The following is a 17281-nucleotide window of genomic DNA, read 5'->3' as shown; positions in this document are numbered from 1 at the left end:
ACCGGATGACGCCGCAGGAGGACCTGCCGGATGACGACCTGCTGGCCGATCGCGCCGTGGGGTGTGTGGCGGGCGCCGCGGTGGGCGACGCGCTCGGCGGGGCCACCGAGGGATGGACGCCCGAGCAGATCCAGGAGCGCTACGGAGGCCGGGTCCGCGGCGTCGTCCCGCCCTTCAACGAGGACTGGCGCAACGCCCGCCCGATCGCGCCGTACCACAAGGGGGACGGCCACGTCACCGACGACACGTTGATGACGCACGCCCTCATCCGGGTGTACGAGCGGGTCGGCGGCCACCTGGACGCCTACGCCGCCGCCGAGCACCTGGTCCCCGAGATGATGGGGGAGAAGCGGTGGATTCCCGAGCTGGAGGCCGAGGCGCTGCCGCTCCACCGGGTGTTCCTCGCCGAGAAGTGGCTCGTGCTGCGGCTGCACTACGGCCACGCCGATCCCCGCGAGGCCGGTGTCGGCAACATCGTCAACTGCGGCGCGGCGATGTACATGGCCCCGGTCGGCGTCGTCAACGCCGGCGACCCCGACGGCGCGTACGCCGAGGCGATCGACCTGGCCGGGGCGCACCAGTCGAGCTACGGCCGTGAGGCGGCGGGCGTGCTGGCGGCGGCGGTCGCCGAGGCGATGCGGCCGGGGGCGACGCCCGACTCGGTCGTCGCGACCTGCCTGCGGCTCGCCCGGGACGGCACCCGGGCCGCCATCGACGCGGTCTGCTCGGCCGCCCGTGGCCTCGGCCACTGGGACGGCTCCTCCGAGGCCCTGCGGGCGGCGATCCGGCCGTACGACACGGTGGCCGACACCTACCGCGACCAGGGCCTCGGGGCGCGGCGGCCTAGCAGGCTGCACAGCATCGAGGAGCTGCCGCTCGCGCTTGCGTTCCTGGTGATGGCCAAGGGCGACTACCGCGAGACCGTGCTCGGCGGCGTCAACTACGGGCGCGACGCCGACTCGATCGCCTCGATGGGCGGCGCCGTCGCCGGGGCGCTCGGCGGGCGGGCCGCGGTCCCCGCCGACTGGCTGGCGCAGGTGGCGACGGCCAGCCGTACGGACCTGGTCGGGCCGGGGCTGGCGCTCGCGGCCGTCGCGCGGCGGGTCCACCGGGCCGACCGGGAGCGCCGCCGCGCGCACGAGGCCGCCTTCGACGCCCTGCTCGCGCCGCAGGCGGAGGGAGACGCGCGATGATCCGGCTGACGTGGGTGCAGCCGGAGGACCTCGTCGGCCACGAGCTGCGGCAGGCGGCCGAGGACGGCCGGGGAACGCTCCCGGAGGTGGCGGCCGTGGCCGGCCGCTGGCACGCCGCCGGCGGACACGACGCGCCGCCCCGGGCGGGCGCCTCCCCGGGGCCCGCCCCCGAGGGGCTGCGCACCCTGGCCGGGGAACTGCTCGACGAACTCGCGGCGATCCCCTCGCCGCTGCCCGAGCCGTCGGAGCTCGGCGAGATCGTCGCGAGCTGCCCCGACTGGCCCGTCTCCCGCCCCCGGGCCCGGCAGGTCCGTCCGGAGCCCGCCCGCGTACGCGGGGCGTGGTGGGGCCGGGCGGCCGGCTGCCTCCTGGGCAAGCCGGTGGAGAAGATCCCCCGTGAGGGGATCAGGGCCATCGCCGAGGCGACCGGCAACTGGCCGATCCGCGGCTGGTTCACCGCGAAGGGGCTGCCGCGGGAGATCGCGGAGCGGTGGCCGTGGAACCGCCGCAGCGCGGCCACCAGCCTCGCCGAGAACATCGACGGCGTGCCCGAGGACGACGACCTCAACTACGCGCTGCTCGCGCTCACCGTGCTCGAACGGCACGGACGGGACTTCACGACCGAGGACGTGGCGCGGACCTGGCTCGACGCGCTGCCCGCCGGGCGGGTCTTCACCGCCGAACGGGCGGCCTACCGCAACCTGCTCGCGGGTCTCGAACCCCCCGCGACCGCCGTCCACCGGAACCCGTTCCGCGAGTGGATCGGCGCGCTGATCAGGGCCGACGTGTACGGCTGGGCCAATCCGGGCGACCCGGCGACGGCCGCGGCCTGGGCGTGGCGGGACGCCCGGCTCAGCCACACGGCCAACGGGATCTACGGCGCGATGTTCGCCGCCGCCATGTGCGCGCAGGCGCTCGTGGCCGGGGACGTGGACGAGGTGATCGAGGCCGGGCTCTCGGTCGTGCCGCCCGGCTCGCGCCTGGCCGACGCCGTACGGCAGGCCGTCGCGGACGCCGCGGCGGAGCCGGACGTCGAGCGGGTCGCCGACAGGCTGTACGCGCGGCACGGACAGCTCCACTGGGTGCACACGGTCAACAACGCGGCGCTGCTGGCGGCGGCCCTTGTGCACGGCGCAGTCCACGGCGCCGGGGACTTCGCGGCGACCGTCGGCGCGGCCGTGGCCGGAGGCTGGGACACCGACTCGGCCGCCGCCACGGCCGGGTCGATCGCCGGGGCGCTGGCGGGCGGCGTCCCCGAGCGGTGGACGACCCGGGACCGGCTGGCCAGCAGCCTGCCCGGCTTCGACGGCGTCTCCATCGAGTCGCTCGCCGCCCGCACGCTCGCGCTCAGTGAGGGGGACCGGCGATGATCTCGGTGTTCGGCAGCGCCAACATGGACCTGGTGGCGTACGTCGCCCAGGCCCCCAAGCCGGGGGAGACCATCACGGGCCGGGAGTTCCGCACGATTCCCGGCGGCAAGGGGGCCAACCAGGCGATCGCCGCGGCCCGCGCGGGAGCCGACGTGGCCTTCCTCGGAGCCGTCGGGGACGACGCGTTCGGGCCGGGGCTGCGGGCCGCGCTCGCCGAGGCGGGCGTGGACACCGCCGGGCTGCGGGTCGTGCCCGGCCCGTCGGGCGTCGCCCACATCGTCGTGCAGGACGGCGGCGACAACTCGATCATCGTGGTGCCCGGCGCGAACGGCGCGGTCACCGGACCCGCCGGGCGGGACGCGGAGGTCATCGCCCGGTCCGGCGCGCTGCTGCTGCAACTGGAGCTGCCCATGGACGCCGTGGTCGCCGCGGCCCGGACATCCCGTGCCGCGGCGTCCCGTGCGGAGGTGATCCTGACCCCGGCCCCGGCGGCGCCGCTGCCGGCCGAACTGCTGGAGGCCGTCGACCTCATCGTGCCCAACGAGCACGAGGCGGCGGCGCTCACCGGTCGCGACGACCCCGGGGACGCGCTGGAGGCGCTGCTCGACCTCGTCCCCGAGGCCGTCGTCACCCTGGGCGTCCGGGGGGCGCTGTACGGCTCGCGCGACGGCACTCGCCTGCACGAGCCCGCCGTACCGGTGCGTGCGGTGGACACCACGGCGGCGGGGGACACCTTCGCGGGGGCGCTGGCCGTGGCCAGGACCGAGGGGGCCGCCCCGGCGCGGGCGCTGCGCTTCGCCTCCGCCGCGGCGGCGCTTTCCGTGCAGCGGGAGGGCGCCAGCACCTCCATGCCGCACCGCCACGAGATCGACCGCCTGATGGAGGACCTGTGAACGGGCCGCTCGACGGCGTACGGGTGATCGACGCAGCGACGCTGTTCGCCGGGCCGACCGCGGCGATGCTGCTCGGCGACTACGGCGCGGACGTCGTCAAGGTGGAGCACCCGCGCAGGCCGGACCCCTCGCGCGGGCACGGGCCCGACGGGCTGTGGTGGAAGATGCTCGGCCGCAACAAGCGGACGATGACGCTGGACCTGTCCACCGAGGAGGGCCAGGACCTGATGGTCCGGCTCGTCGAGGACGCCGACGTGCTCATCGAGAACTTCCGCCCCGGCACGCTGGAGCGCTGGAACCTGTCCTGGGACCGGCTCAGCGAGGTCAACCCCGACCTGGTCCTCGCCCGGGTCACCGGGTTCGGCCAGTTCGGCCCGTACGCCAGGCGGCCCGGCTTCGGCACGCTCGCCGAGGCGATGAGCGGGTTCGCCGCGATGACGGGGGAGCCGGACGGGCCGCCCACGCTGCCGCCGTTCGGGCTCGCGGACGGCATCTGCGCGCTGGCCACGGCGTTCGCCGTGATGACGGCCCTGCGGTCGGGGCGCGGGCAGGTCGTCGACCTGTCGATCATCGAGCCGATCCTGACCGTGCTCGGCGCCCAGCCGACCATCTACGACCGGCTCGGCGTCGTGCCCGCGCGCACCGGCAACCGTTCGGTCAACAACGCGCCGCGCAACACCTACCGCTGCCGCGACGGCTCCTGGGTCGCGGTCTCCACCTCGGCGCAGAGCATCGCGGAACGCGTGATGCGCCTGGTCGGACGGCCCGACCTGGTGGACGAGCCGTGGTTCGTCACCGGCGCGGGCCGGGTGGCGCACGTCGACGAGCTCGACGCGGCCGTGGCGGCGTGGGTCGGCGAACGCACCCGCGAGGAGGTGCTGCGGGCGTTCGAGGAGGCGGAGGCTGCCGTCGCGCCGATCTACGACGTGCGCGACGTGCTGGCCGACCCGCAGCTGACGGCGCTCGACGCCGTGACCACCGTGGAGGACCCCGAGCTGGGCCCGCTGCGGATGCAGAACGTGATGTTCCGACTGTCGGAGACCCCGGGACGGATCCGGTGGACCGGCCGTCCGCACGGCGCCGACACCGGCGAGATCCTGCGCGGCCTCGGCCTGACCGGCGCGCAGATCGAGGCCCTGAGGGCCAAAGGAGTGGTGTGACATGCCTTCATCCGGGCCTTCTGCCGTCCCCCTGACGTGGTTGTACGTGCCCGGCGACCGCCCGGACCGGATCGGCAAGGCCCTCGGGGGCGAGGCGGACATGGTGATCGTGGACCTGGAGGACGCGGTCGCCCCGGAGAACAAGGGTGTCGCCCGGGCCGGGGTCGTCGCCCTGCTGGCCACGCCGCAGCCGCGGGTGGAGGTCCGCGTCAACGACGTCCGCACGCCGTACGGCCAGGCCGACCTGCACGCGCTCGGAACGCTGCTGCACGGCAGCGGCGGCGTGCGCGTCCCCAAGGTGGAGTCGGCCGACGAGGTCCGCTGGATCGCCGACGCGGTGCCGGGCGTGCCGCTGCGCCTGATCATCGAGTCGGCCCTCGGGCTGGAGCGCGCCTTCGAGATCGCCACCGCCTCGCCGGCCGTCGCCGGGATCGGCCTGGGCGAGGCCGATCTGCGCGCCGACCTCGGCGTGGCCGACGAGGCGGGCCTGGCCTGGGCGCGTTCCCGCATCGTGGTGGCGGCCCGGGCGGCGGGGCTGCCGGCCCCGGCCCAGTCCGTGTACGCGAACGTCCGCGACCTTGACGGCCTGGCCGCCTCCTGCGCGGTGGGCCGGGCCATGGGCTTCCGGGGCCGGGCGGCCATCCACCCCATCCAGCTTCCGGTGATCGCGGCGGCGTACCGGCCGACCAGGGAGGAGATCGAGGCCGCCCTGGAGGTCGTCTCCGCCGCCGACCAGGGCGCGGTGGCCCTCGCCGACGGCCGCTTCGTCGACGAGGCCGTCGTCCGCCAGGCCCGCCGCCTCCTCACCGACGCCGGCGACCACTGAGCGCCGCCGAGACCGCCGCGGCCGGGCGGACCACGGTGTCCGCCCGGCCGCGGGGGTTGGCCGGTTCAGCCGGGTCGGGTCATGGGCAGTTGCCGATGTCGCTTTCCGCGGAGGCCAGGACGACGTCGGTCTTGGCCAGGCCGAGGGCGTTGACGGTGACGTGGACCGCGTTGACGGTCAGGCCCTTGTCGGGGGTGGTGAAGGGAATCTGCTCGTTGAGGACGAGCTTGACGACGCCGACGTTGACCGTGGTGTTGGGCTGGACATTGGTGGGGGCCGCGATGACCACCGTGTTGCCGACCTTGAGTGAGGCGATGGTGGTCGTCCCGGTGGATCCGGCGCAGGTGGTGGTGGAGCCGGACTTGATGGTCTTGAGGCTGATCACCGGGATGCCGGTGATCCCGATGGTGGTGTCGTCGATGGAGGCGGTGGCCTCGGATTTGCCGGGGAACTCGGTGGTGACGACCTTGGCGCACAGGGCGTGCGCGCTGATCAGCCCGCTGAGGGTGGCGGTGCAGGGCACCGAGGTGCTGCCGGTCGACGTGGTGGAGACGGGGCCGGTGTCGGGGGTGCGTGCGATGTTGACCAGTTGCAGGCCGGCCAGGGAGGCGCTGGCGGTCAGGCCGTAGGCCCGTCCGGTCAGCCGCTGCGGTGTGACGTCGACCTGCTCGTCGCTGCACGGAGAGGTGACGGAGTTGTTGTCGTCGTCGCCGCTGTAGGTGGCGGTCCACCGGTAGGTGCCGGCCGCGCCGATGGTCACGTCGCCGGACGCGGCGGTGCCGCCGCCGGACAGCTCCTCGGTGCGGGTGGCGATCGGCGTCGCGCAGTCGGTGTCGCCGGGGGCGTACAGCTGGAACTTGACGGTGCCGGTGGGGTGGAACCCGCCGGAGACGGTGGCGGTGTCGGACACGGCGCCGCCGGCCGGCACGGACCCCGATGGCGTGGTGGCGATGCCCGGGGTGGCCTTGACGACCTCGACCTCCTCCTCGCCGCATTCGGAGGTGACCGCGTTGTTGGCGTCGTCGCCGCTGTAGGAGGCCACCCACCGGTAGGTGCCCACGCCGCCCGCGGGGATGTCCCCGGACGCGGCGCTGCCGCCGCCGGACACCGTCCCGGTACGCGTCGCGATGGGCGTCTCACAGTCGGTGTCGCCGGGCCCGAACAGTTCGAACGTCACGGTGCCCGTCGGGTGGTAGCCGCCGGACAGTGTCGCGGTGTCCGAGACGTTCCCGCCCGCGGGCACCTGGCCCGAGGGTGTCGTGGCGATCGCCGGGGTCACCTTCGGGACGTGTTCGGTGATCGTTTCGGTGAAGCCGGGCGACAGGACGTCATTGAGCAGGAAGTCCACCTTGCAGGTGAGGGTGCTTCCCGGCGCGGCTCCGGCGCCGACGGAGACGGTCTCGGTGAAGGTGGCGTCGTCGCCGCTGGTCACCGCCCGGCTGGCCGGGGTCAGGGACACCGAGAGGCTGGGATCGCAGTCGCGGAGCTTGTGGGTGACCGTGACCGGCAGGTTGTGCAGGGCCGCCAGGATGGTGTCGCTGACCTCCGAGGCGTTGAGGCCGGAGAACAGCTGTCCATCCGTCGCGTCGGCGATCGCGGTCGCCTGCCCGCTCGAGTTCAGCCCGGCCAGGTCGAAGGCGAGCACGGTGATGTCGGCCGCCTGCAGGGCGCTGATCGCGTTGGCCAGCGTATGGCCGTTGCTGGGGTCGTGGCTGGGGGCGTCTCCGATCAGCAGGACGATCCGGGTGCTGTTCGGCCGGAAGTCGACCGCCCCGGACGCGACCTGGAACAGACCGTTGATGCCGTCCTCGGGGAAGTCGCCTCCGCCGGCCGCGGCCAGCGAGTTGATGCCGTCGGTGACGTCGGCATGGTTGGCGGTGAGGTTCTGCGCCACCCGGAACGGCGGCGAGTCCGCCGCGTCCTTGTACTCGGCGACCGCGAACTGCGCGTCCGGCTGCGCCGCGGCGACGTTGGACAGGATGGTGTTCGCGTTGGTCCGCACGTTCGAGATGACCCCGCCCATGCTCCCTGTCGTGTCGATCAGGAAGGCGATATCCGGCTTGGGGGGGATCGCCGGAGTGGATACGGTCTTGGTGATCGTCTTCGACTCGCCCGGATCCAGGTTCAGCGTCACGTCGGCCGGGGTGACCCCGGGCTCGGCGTACGCCGTCCCCACCCCGGCCACCAGCATCGCACCGGCCGCCACCACGCACACGGCGGCCCGTAATCGTCGCGTCATTCTCACGGTGTCATTCCTTCTGGTGTGGCGTTATGCCATACGGAATTCGGCAACATTGCCCATCCGGAATTCCGGTGATTGCGCCGTCCGGGACGCCCTCTCCTCGCATTCCGATATGAGCGGATGCCGAATTCCATTGGTTGACTACCTCGTTGACCCTTTTCGGCGCCGGCGCTGATCAGCGAGGGGGTGTGGCCACGGACATATGGTGACCGGTCAATGAATAGATGTAAATAGGCCGCTTACGGCAAGTTCCCGGTTGGCCACAGTCGGCCACTTCCGGCCGATGGGAGGCGCCCGCGAGCAGCGGCTCTTGCCGAGATCTTCCTCGGGCACGCCCGAGGAAATGAGTAATCCTCAGTTTTTCTGCCGCAGAAAAGAACGGCCGTTTCCACCCTTTATCGGCAGGCTCTGTGGTGCCTCAGGTCGTACGCTGCGCGACGAACACGAACTCACGACCCGGGCGGTCGGGGGCCTCCCGCACGTCCAGCACTCGGTAGCCGTTCGCGGCCAGGCTCGTTTCCACCTCGTCCCGGTCGCGGAATCGGAGGGTCGAATCCGATGTGACCACCGCGCCGTCCGCCATAAAGGTGTAGGTGTAGCGGAACGACACCAACGGCAGGCTCACATCGGTGACCTCGATGCGCTGCTCCACGAGCCCGGCCTCCGGAAGATCGAGGACGACCGGGCCGGTGGCGGAAGCCCACTCCTCCCACGCCCGGCGTCCGGGGCGCCTGGTCTCGAACACGAGATGGCCCCGCGGGCGGAGCGCGCCGTGGATGCCCCGCAGAGTCCGCGACCAGTCGTCGTCGGTGAGGAAGACCTGCGCCACGTTCCCCGTCATCACGGCGAGATCGGCGCCGAACGCCGGGACCCCGGTGGCGTCGCCGTGGATCCAGGTGATCCTTCCGGCCCGATCCTTCGATCTGGCGATCCGCAGCGACGCCTCGGCGGGATCGACGCCCATGACCGTGCGTCCGCTGTCCGCGAGCAGAACCGCCAGAGATCCCGTTCCGCAGCCGACGTCGAGCACGCGGTCCGCGCCAAGTTCGCCGGCGATGGCGAGGTAGGCGCCGAGGTCGTCGCGGTCTCCGTCGAAGGCGTCGTAAACGGCGGCCAGGCGAGGGTGGGCGAAGATCGGGTCAGGCACCCGGCGACCCTACTCCAGCCCTTCACCCGGCAGCCGGTCACCCGTCCCGGTCCGGGCGCTCTTCGGCGAAGATGCGGGCGAGTTCGGCCCGGGACGCGATATCGAGCTTGGTGAAGATCCGGCGAAGATGGGCCGAGATCGTGTGCGGAGACAGGAACATCCGTGCGGCGGCCTGACGATTGGTCAATCCCTGGGCGATCAGCTTCGCCACCGCGCGTTCGGTGTCGGTGAGGCTGTCCCAGCCGGATTCCCGCTGGTGTGACTGGGCCCAGTGACGGCGCCGGACGCCCAGTGCGCGCAGGCGCGCCCGCGCGCGGGCCGCGTCCCGGAGGGCGCCGATCTGCTGGTAGCCGTCGTGCGCCTGGTCGAGGCTGCCGATGGCCCGCTCGCGGTCGGCGGAGGCGCCGGACACCGTGAGCAGGACCCCGAGGTCCTCGGCGGCCGAGGCGCGCTCCCACAGTTGCGGGTGGTTGGCGGCGGCGAAAGCGAGGTCGGCGGGGTCGGCGTGAAGTAGGCCGCGGGCGTGTGCGGCCGCGGCGGCGAAGATGGGGTAGCCGGGGTTCCTCCGTGCGAGCTGGTCGGCCGTGTCGACGATGGTCTGCGCGTACGCCCGGTTTCCCGAGGCCAGCGCCAGCCGGGTCATGAAGGCGGCCGCGAGCGGCGCCGTGATGAGCGTCCGTCGTTGTCTGTCCACGTCGGTGTAGGTGGGGCGCAGGATGTCCATCGCCCGTTCGCGATCGCCCTGGGCCTCGGCGACCACGGCCTCCACCCACCTCTCCCAGGCTGATCCGAAGAGCATCCCGGGGGCGCCGGGCTCGCACGCGTACCTCTTCATGTTCCGGGCCGCGCCGTCCATGTCGCCGCGCCGCACGGCGATGTACGCGAGTATCGACAGCCCCACGCGGATGAACCCGTGCGTGCCCATGTCGTCCGCGATCATCATTCCGGCCTCGGCCTCGGCGGCGGCGTCGTCGAGCCGGGCGGCGGCCAGTTTCACGCGGGCGCGGAAGAGCGCGGGCTGCGCGGCCAGCACGGTGACGCCGAGGGCCTCGATCTCCTCCTCGGCCGACCGGATGGCCAGGTCGGCCGCGTCGAACTGACACAGGCACCGGTGCAGATGACCCAGCAGCAGCCGGGCGTACGGCCGCTGGACGGCCTCCACGGCGCCGCTGTTCCCGATCTGCAGGGCCTCGTCCAGATGCATGAACGATTCGTCGACCCGTCCGTCGGTCATGGCGCACCGGGAGAGCATCAGCAGGGCGCCCACCACGGCCGCGTCGGAATGCCTGTCGCGATCGGCGAGGACGGCCTCCGCCCGGCGTTGTCCCTCCCTCAGATCGTTCAGGGAGATGAGCCCCCAGAACACGGTCCACTCGGCGACGCCGCGGAGGTCACGGGAGATGTCCTCCCGGCCGAGCAGGCTGTCGGCCTGGGACACGGCGTCGGCCGGTCGGCCGCTCAGAAGCAGGATGTACGCCAGCGCGCAGCGCAGGCGATGCGCCAACGCGGAGGGAGCCCTGCTGAGCGCGGGACGAGCGAGATCGGCGGCCTCGCACAGCCGCCCGACGGCCGTCAGGGCGTCGACCGCGATGGCGGCCCGGCCCACCCAGTCGGGGTCGGTGGCATCGGTCAGCTCCAGCGCCCGGGTGGCGAGATCGGCGGCGGTCTGCGGCGAGGATCGCAGCACCTCCCGCGCCGCCAGGTCCAGCGCGCGCAGGGCGCACACGTCACCGTGGCCGGCGCTGTGGATGAGGTGCGCGGCGGCGGGAACGGCCGATCCGCCGCGTTTGAGCAGTATCTCCCCTGCCTCTCGGTGCAGGGCCCGCCGGACGGCGCTGGACAGGCTCTCCGTCACCGCCTCCCACAGGAGGTCGTGCCGGAAGGCCAGCTCGTGCCCGGCGGATACGACGATGCCCGCCGACGTCGCCTCCTCCAGCATGGGCAGCAGATCGCCCGTCGATTCGCCGAGCATCTCGGCCAGGTCCTTCACCGGGAACGAACGGCCCAGGACCCCGGCGACCTGGAGCATGTGCCTGGTCGGTCCCGACAGCTCCTCCAGACGCTCGCGGGTGACCGCCCGGGCCGACGGCAGCCGTGTCGACACCAACGTCGCGCGGCCGTCGGCGATCCGGAACCCGCCCTCGCGCTTGAGCTTCTCGATGAGGTGGACGAGCAGGAAGGGATTGGCATCCGCGATGCCGGCCAGGGCCAGCACGTCCGGCTCCGGGGCCGCCCCGAGGACGTCGGCGACCACCTCGGTCACCGCCGCATCGTCCAGAGCCTCCAGCCGGATCCGCGTCGCGCCCTCGCGCTCCAGCGTGGTGAACACGCGGTCGAGGCAGGGGGTGTGGCCGCCGCCGGCCGTACGGGCCAGCATCCAGATGAGCGGGGAGGAGGCGAAGTCCACGGTCAGCGACCGCAGCGCCAGCAGAGTCATGTGGTCGGTCCACTGCAGGTCGTCCAGGGTGAGCAGCGCGGGACCGTGCGCCACCAGCGTCTCCAGCGGTCCCTGCAGCTGGTCGAGCAACTGCAACCGCTGGTCGGCCGGGCCGGGCACACCGTCGCTGTCACCGGTGCGGAGGGTGCAGCCCGGCTCTCCGAGCGCCGAGAGCAGCGGGGCCAGCGGCATCAGCTGGGTCAGCTCGTCCGCGACGCCGCGGACCACCCGGTACCCCCATCTGGTCGCGGTGGCGGCGGCCACGTCGAGCATGAGGCTCTTGCCGACGCCCGGCCGGCCCTCGACCAGCAGGACCCCGCCCCTGCCCACACGTGCCGCCCGGAGCAGGTCGGCGACGAGCGCCCACTCCCGGGAACGGCCACGCCAGCCAGGCCAGGATGTCTCCCGGGAACCGGGTCCCTCCGCCACATCCGGGACATTCCGGGATATATCCCCCATGAATCCATGAGACACCCGGCGCGTACGGCCTCGCAACAGGCCCGCGCGCTGCGCCCGTCCCGTCGCCCTCGCGGTCACGACACGGCCAGAGCGTTGATCACCCGGGCGCGAGGAGGAGCGTAAGGCTACACACATGTGTGATACGGCACGCGTGCCCGGCGTTCAGGATCGTATTAGTCACCTCATTCGCTGCTGATGAGCTGACGCGGAAGGACGCCCACGACTGAGCGGTACCGGAAACATGCGCAGCGGACGACGCGTCACGCCTCCCCAGTGCTCTCAGGAGCCTGGCATCCCTCGAATTCCTATTTCGAAAGGATGGCGATGGTGGACCTGACCGATGAATTCCTGATACTCATGTGGCCGCTGTTCACGCTGCTCACGTGGATAGCCGCCGCCAAGGGCCTCGCACACGTGCTGAACGGCGGCCCGTCGACGGCCGCCTGGCACGCACTGAAGACGAGCGACAGGACGGACCACGCGAGGGCCTCTCGCGCGGAGAGCGACGAACACGGATCCCGGTTTCGGGACCCCCGCCGCCCCCAGAAGGCCGGCCGGCCGCAGCAACGGGCCCCCGCAAGCGGCTCCGCCGGCCACGCCCTCACCAAGCACGCGCACCAGACCTCCGGTCCCGCCCGGGCGTCGTCACCAGGCTCGACGGCCCCACGCTCGAGGGGGCGTGAGAACGGCTACCGGCGTCCGGACCGGCGGCGGCGGGCCCTGTGGTGGGGGGCCCTGTGGTGGCGGGCCCTGTGGTGGCGCTGGGCGCCTCGTTCGATCCGGGGGCAGATGACCCTGCTGGCCACCGTCATGACCGTCCTCACCCTCCTCCCGGCGGGAGGGGGGATGTACCTTCTGGCCAGGGCCGCGACCGTTACACGGTCGTGTGATACGTGCAGGACCGCTCCGGCGCGCGCCGCGGGTCGCCTGCCGGCGCACGGCCATGGGCGAGAGGGTGCCGCCGTCTGGGGAAGGCCACCCCGGGCCCCTGCGAGGAACCTCGGGCCGCGCATGGCCACCCCCCGGCCCATGGCGGCGTATACCGCTGCCGTCCCCGCCGGATCCCGGGTGGTCGTCGAGACGGTGCAGTCGCTGCTGGGCCTCGCGCGGCCCGGTCTCCCGCTGCTCGTGTCGCTCGAGACCGCCGAGCTGATCGTCCTGAACGCCTGGGTCACCTGGAAGGTGGGCGGACGGCTGCTGCGCCCCCTGGAGAAGGTGGGCGCCGAGCTCTCCCGGATCGACTTCGCTCATCTGGCCGCCGGCATCTCGGTGCCGAGTAGGGCGCAGGAGATCACCCGGTTGAGCCGTACGATCAACCAGGTTCTGGGGCGGGTGCAGAAGGCCAAGGAAGAGCTCGAGGAGCTCGCCCGTCGCCAACGGCAGTTCGCGTCGGACGTCGCCCACGAACTGCGCACTCCCATCACCGGGCTGCGGGTGCAGCTGGAAGCGGCACAGCAGGATCCCGGCTCGGTGCCGCTGCCGACGCTGCTGGAGACGACGCTGGGTCAGGTTGACCGGCTTCAGACGATCACCGAGGACATCCTCGGCCTCGCTCGCCTGCCCCACTGCCCACCCGCCGAGTGGCGGCAGGTCGACCTCGCGGCCCTGGTCAAGGCCGAGATCGCGCAACGTGCGGATCGGCACCCGGTGCGGCTCCGCATCACCCACGGGGCCACCGTCACCGCCGTGCCGTCCCAGATCAGCCGGCTGCTCGCCAACCTGCTGAACAACGCGCAGAGGCACTCCAGGCGTGTGGTGTGCGTCGAGGTGCGGGCCGAGCCCACCGCGGTCGAGGTCGCGGTCAGCGACGACGGGCAGGGGATCGCCGAGGCCGACCGCGAGCGGGTGTTCCAGCGCTTCACCCGGTTGGACGACGCCCGCCGGCTCGACCGCCACGGCACCGGGCTGGGCCTGGCCATCGCCCGCGACATCGCCCAGGCGCATCAGGGGACCCTCAGCGTCGAAGAAAGCACAGTCGGCGGGGCGCGTTTCGTCCTGCGGCTGCCCCGAGTCCGGCCGACTGAGACGGGGTCGTCATGAAGCTGGAAAACTGTTCGATCCGCGCCCGTGTGGCGCTGTTCGTCACCGTCGCGGTCAGCATGCTCTGCATCGCGTTCTCCATCGTCCTGTTGTTCGCCCTCAACAAGATGGCCACCGGGAACCTCACCAAAGAGGTGATGGCGGTCGGCGAATTGACCGCGTACGACGTCGACCACGGCCGGCTCGTCAATCCGCTGCCGCCGATCCCGCAGAACCTGATCCGCCCCGTCCAGGTGGTCGACCCGCAGGGACATGTGGTCGCCGCGACCAGGGATTTGCAGCACCGGCCGCTCATGGCGCATTTCACGCCGAAAAGCCCCAGGCGGGTGGCGACCGCCGTGGTCTGCAATTCCGTCCTGCCATCCGGCGGCTGCCACATCGTCGTCGCGCAACAGGTGTATCGCGACGGCGACTGGACCGTGTACAGCGCCGCGCCGACGCTGCCGTTCTTCGTCTATCCGGGTCTGGCGGCCCTCCTGGTCGCGGGAACGTCCCTCTTCACAGGGGCGGTCGCCTACGGGGCGCGGCACACCGTCAGCAGCTCGCTCAGACCCGTGGACGCCATCCGGGCCCAGCTCGACCACATCCGGAGCACCAACCTGGGCCGCCGGGTCCCCGTCCCCAAGGTCAAGGACGAGATCTACCGGCTGGCCCGGAGCGTGAACGAGACGCTGGACCGGCTGGAGCACATGCTCGAACAGCAGCGGCGCTTCTGCGCCGATGCGTCCCACGAGCTCCGCACCCCGATCACCGCCATCCGCGTCCAACTGGAGGACGCCCTCCTGGCGGCCGAAGACGTCGACCTGAGCAAGCTGTGCGACGACGTCCTTCCGAGCGTGGAGCGTCTCCAGTCGATCACTACCGGGCTGCTGACGCTCACCCGGTTCGACGCCGGCGCCTCGTGTCCGCGGCAGCCGGTCGACCTGGCCGAGCTCGTCGCCCTGGAGCTGAAGAGCCATCAGGTGAGCAGGAGGGTCGTCCTCCAGCTGACACCCGGGGTGATCGTCAACGGCGACCGGGCGCAGCTGCGGCAGTTGCTCTGCAACCTGATCCAGAACGCCCAGCGTCACGCGTCCTCGACCGTGACGGTCACGCTCCGGCGCGAGGACGGCGACGCGCGCTTCGCGAAGGGCGTCGCGGCACTGGAGGTCCTCGACGACGGCGCCGGGATCGCCCTCGACCAGCGCGAGATGGTGTTCCAGCGCTTCGCGCGGCTGGACAGCGCACGCAGCAGGGACGCCGGAGGAATCGGCCTCGGCCTCCCCATCGCCCGGCTGATCGCCGAACGCCACGAGGGCACCCTGACAATAAGGGACAGCGATCAAGGCGCCTGCTTCGTCGTCCGCCTTCCGCTGGACCCCCAGCCCGGGGTGGCGGTGACGTTGGAGACGGACGCCCCGGCCACCTGACGCGGGCCGCGCCTCGCCGCTCCTACCTGCCCGTCTTCATGCGCCGCGGGCGGAGCCGTTCCTCTCGCGGTCCCGCGCGGCGCTGGTGAGCAGCATGTCCAACGCCGTGGGGTAGGCGCTGTCGTTCATGTCGGCCACCAGCAGGGGCGCGACCGCCGCGATGCTGGGGTGGGTGGCGGGGGACAGGCGGGCGTAGGTCGCCTGCCACATCTCCTCGTCCGCCCTGCGTGCCCGCTCCGGCAGCGCGAGGGACGCCGCGTCCAGCGCGGCGAAGGCCAGCGTCATGTCGATGAAGGCGTGGTAGACGCGGACCGCCTCGCGGTCGGGGAAACCGGCGCCGCGCAGCAGCCCGAGGATCGCCTCGTCGGCCGCGATCTCGTGGGACTTGCCGCTGATGCGGCTGGCGGTCAGCACCGCGGCCTGGGGGTGTTCGAGGTAGGCCGCGTGGATGCGCAGGCCCAGCTCGCGAAGGTCGGCGCACCAGTCGCCGGTGGTGTGCCAGCCGTCCATGGCCCGGCCGATGAGCAGGTCGCCGATGGCCAGGGTCAGGTCGTCGATGCCGGCGAAGTAGCGGTAGAGCGTGCTGGGGTCGGCGCCCAGGGCGATGCCGAGCCGCCGTACGGACAGTCCGGCGGAGCCGTGCTCACGCAGCATGCGCAGCGCGGTCCGCACGATCAGGTCCTCGGAGAGGACGACTCCGTTCTTCGTCGGGCGGCGCCGTCGGCGCGCCGACTCGGAAACCACCGGTTTGGGCATGGTGCTCCCTCCCTGCGTCGCCATCTTATGCCAACACCATTGACGTGTCGTACGGCTTTGACGTTGGATCGTGTACACCAAAGGGGTCTTTGTCCGGGAAAGGGAGCTTTGTCATGCGTGTTCTGCTCGTCGGCGCCGGTGGCGTGGGTACGGCGATCACCCGGATCGCGGCCCGCCGGTCCTTCTTCGAGCACATGGTCGTCGCCGACTACGACCTGTCCCGCGCGGAGGCGGCCGTCGCCGCGCTGGGGGAGGCGGGCGCCCGGTTCGCCGCCCGGCGGGTGGACGCCGGCGACGAGGCCGCGGTGGTGGCACTGCTGGCCGAGCACCGCTGCGACGTCCTGCTCAACGCCACCGACCCGCGGTTCGTGATGCCGCTGTTCCGGGCGGCGCTGTCGGCCGGCGCGCACTACCTGGACATGGCGATGTCGCTGTCGCGCCCGCATCCGGAGCGCCCGCACGAGGCGTGCGGGGTCAAGCTGGGGGACGCCCAGTTCGAGATGGCCGCCGAATGGGAGAAGGCGGGCAGGCTGGCCCTGGTCGGCATCGGGGTGGAGCCGGGGCTGTCGGACGTCTTCGCCCGATACGCCGCCGACGAGCTGTTCGACCACATCGACGAGGTCGGCATCCGCGACGGCGCCGACCTCACCGTCGACGGGTACGACTTCGCGCCCTCCTTCAGCATCTGGACCACCATCGAGGAGTGCCTCAACCCGCCGGTCGTCTACGAGGCCGGCCGGGGCTGGTTCACCACCCCGCCCTTCAGCGAGCCGGAGGTGTTCGACTTTCCCGAGGGCATCGGTCCGGTCGAGTGCGTCAACGTCGAGCACGAGGAGGTCCTGCTCGTGCCCCGCTGGATCGACGCCGAGCGGGTGACCTTCAAGTATGGGCTGGGCGGCCAGTTCATCGACACGCTGCGGACCCTGCACCTGCTGGGGCTGGACCGCACCGAGCCCGTCCGGGTCGCCGCCGAGGGCGGCGCCGTCGCCACGGTGTCCCCGCGCGACGTGGTCGCGGCGTGCCTGCCCGACCCGGCGACCCTGGGGGACCGCATGCACGGCAAGACGTGCGCCGGCACCTGGGTCAAGGGCGCCAAGGACGGCAGCCCGCGCGAGGTCTACCTCTACCACGTGGTCGACAACCAGTGGTCCATGCGCGAGTACGGCTCCCAGGCGGTGGTGTGGCAGACCGCGGTCAACCCGGTCGTCGCCCTCGAACTGATGGCCGCCGGCGTCTGGTCCGGCGCCGGCGTCCTCGGCCCGGAAGCCCTGCCGCCCAGGCCGTTCCTCGACCTGCTCACGGCGTACGGCACCCCGTGGGGCATGCGGGAGCAGTAGGCGGCGTGCTCG

12 protein-coding genes are annotated in these 17281 nt (G+C 72.5%); 8 read left to right on the top strand and 4 right to left on the bottom strand.

Features of this window, described 5'->3' with window-relative positions:
- Nucleotides 1-5 precede the first annotated feature (5 nt).
- From ACIBK1_RS08810 to ACIBK1_RS08790, 5 genes are read left to right on the top strand one after another with little or no spacing between them, the layout of a single operon-like run.
- Nucleotides 6-1193: an ADP-ribosylglycohydrolase family protein gene (locus ACIBK1_RS08810; RefSeq protein WP_396733538.1), complete on the top strand. Its 1188-nt coding sequence runs from the start codon at nucleotides 6-8 to the stop codon at nucleotides 1191-1193.
- Nucleotides 1190-2563, top strand: coding sequence for an ADP-ribosylglycohydrolase family protein (locus ACIBK1_RS08805; protein WP_396733535.1), 1374 nt, complete (start codon nucleotides 1190-1192; stop codon nucleotides 2561-2563). Before ACIBK1_RS08810 ends, ACIBK1_RS08805 begins: the two co-directional genes overlap by 4 nt.
- The gene (locus tag ACIBK1_RS08800) at nucleotides 2560-3456 is read left to right on the top strand and encodes a ribokinase (RefSeq protein ID WP_030505178.1); all 897 of its coding nucleotides are present in this window, start codon (nucleotides 2560-2562) and stop codon (nucleotides 3454-3456) included. The genes ACIBK1_RS08805 and ACIBK1_RS08800 overlap by 4 nt, the downstream gene beginning before the upstream one ends.
- Nucleotides 3453-4616 carry a CaiB/BaiF CoA transferase family protein gene (locus ACIBK1_RS08795; RefSeq protein ID WP_396733532.1) on the top strand — a complete coding sequence of 388 codons (1164 nt, stop codon included), beginning with the start codon at nucleotides 3453-3455 and terminating at the stop codon, nucleotides 4614-4616. The genes ACIBK1_RS08800 and ACIBK1_RS08795 overlap by 4 nt, the downstream gene beginning before the upstream one ends.
- Before the next feature lies 1 nt (nucleotide 4617).
- On the top strand, nucleotides 4618-5442 hold the full coding sequence (locus ACIBK1_RS08790; RefSeq protein ID WP_396733529.1) for an HpcH/HpaI aldolase/citrate lyase family protein: 825 nt from the start codon (nucleotides 4618-4620) through the stop codon (nucleotides 5440-5442).
- 79 nt (nucleotides 5443-5521) lie between these two features.
- On the opposite strand, the gene ACIBK1_RS08785 is transcribed toward ACIBK1_RS08790, so the two are convergent.
- From ACIBK1_RS08785 to ACIBK1_RS08775, 3 genes are all read right to left on the bottom strand, one after another.
- Nucleotides 5522-7681 carry a choice-of-anchor P family protein gene (locus ACIBK1_RS08785; protein WP_396734459.1) on the bottom strand — a complete coding sequence of 720 codons (2160 nt, stop codon included), beginning with the start codon at nucleotides 7679-7681 and terminating at the stop codon, nucleotides 5522-5524.
- A 421-nt stretch (nucleotides 7682-8102) separates the two neighbouring features.
- The gene (locus ACIBK1_RS08780; RefSeq protein WP_030505174.1) at nucleotides 8103-8831 is read right to left on the bottom strand and encodes a class I SAM-dependent methyltransferase; all 729 of its coding nucleotides are present in this window, start codon (nucleotides 8829-8831) and stop codon (nucleotides 8103-8105) included.
- A gap of 37 nt (nucleotides 8832-8868) precedes the next feature.
- Nucleotides 8869-11697 (bottom strand): helix-turn-helix transcriptional regulator, encoded by a 2829-nt coding sequence (locus ACIBK1_RS08775; RefSeq protein ID WP_396733526.1) that lies wholly within the window; start codon nucleotides 11695-11697, stop codon nucleotides 8869-8871.
- Nucleotides 11698-12738: 1041 nt separating this feature from the next.
- Here ACIBK1_RS08775 and ACIBK1_RS08770 point away from each other — a divergent pair.
- Both ACIBK1_RS08770 and ACIBK1_RS08765 read left to right on the top strand, forming a co-directional pair.
- Nucleotides 12739-13767 (top strand): sensor histidine kinase, encoded by a 1029-nt coding sequence (locus ACIBK1_RS08770; protein WP_396722326.1) that lies wholly within the window; start codon nucleotides 12739-12741, stop codon nucleotides 13765-13767.
- On the top strand, nucleotides 13764-15176 hold the full coding sequence (locus tag ACIBK1_RS08765; RefSeq protein WP_051761100.1) for a sensor histidine kinase: 1413 nt from the start codon (nucleotides 13764-13766) through the stop codon (nucleotides 15174-15176). The genes ACIBK1_RS08770 and ACIBK1_RS08765 overlap by 4 nt, the downstream gene beginning before the upstream one ends.
- Before the next feature lie 36 nt (nucleotides 15177-15212).
- Here ACIBK1_RS08765 and ACIBK1_RS08760 read toward each other — a convergent pair whose 3' ends face one another.
- On the bottom strand, nucleotides 15213-15932 hold the full coding sequence (locus ACIBK1_RS08760) for a TetR/AcrR family transcriptional regulator (protein ID WP_076433579.1): 720 nt from the start codon (nucleotides 15930-15932) through the stop codon (nucleotides 15213-15215).
- A 113-nt stretch (nucleotides 15933-16045) separates the two neighbouring features.
- Here ACIBK1_RS08760 and ACIBK1_RS08755 point away from each other — a divergent pair, with 113 nt between their 5' ends.
- Nucleotides 16046-17269 carry a saccharopine dehydrogenase family protein gene (locus ACIBK1_RS08755; RefSeq protein ID WP_030505169.1) on the top strand — a complete coding sequence of 408 codons (1224 nt, stop codon included), beginning with the start codon at nucleotides 16046-16048 and terminating at the stop codon, nucleotides 17267-17269.
- Nucleotides 17270-17281 lie beyond the last annotated feature (12 nt).

Origin of the sequence: Microbispora rosea (genome assembly GCF_044460045.1) — a bacterium.
Lineage (GTDB): Bacteria > Actinomycetota > Actinomycetes > Streptosporangiales > Streptosporangiaceae > Microbispora > Microbispora rosea.
The sequence above is the reverse complement of the archived record's forward strand: the minus strand, read 5'-3'. Positions and strand labels throughout refer to the sequence as shown.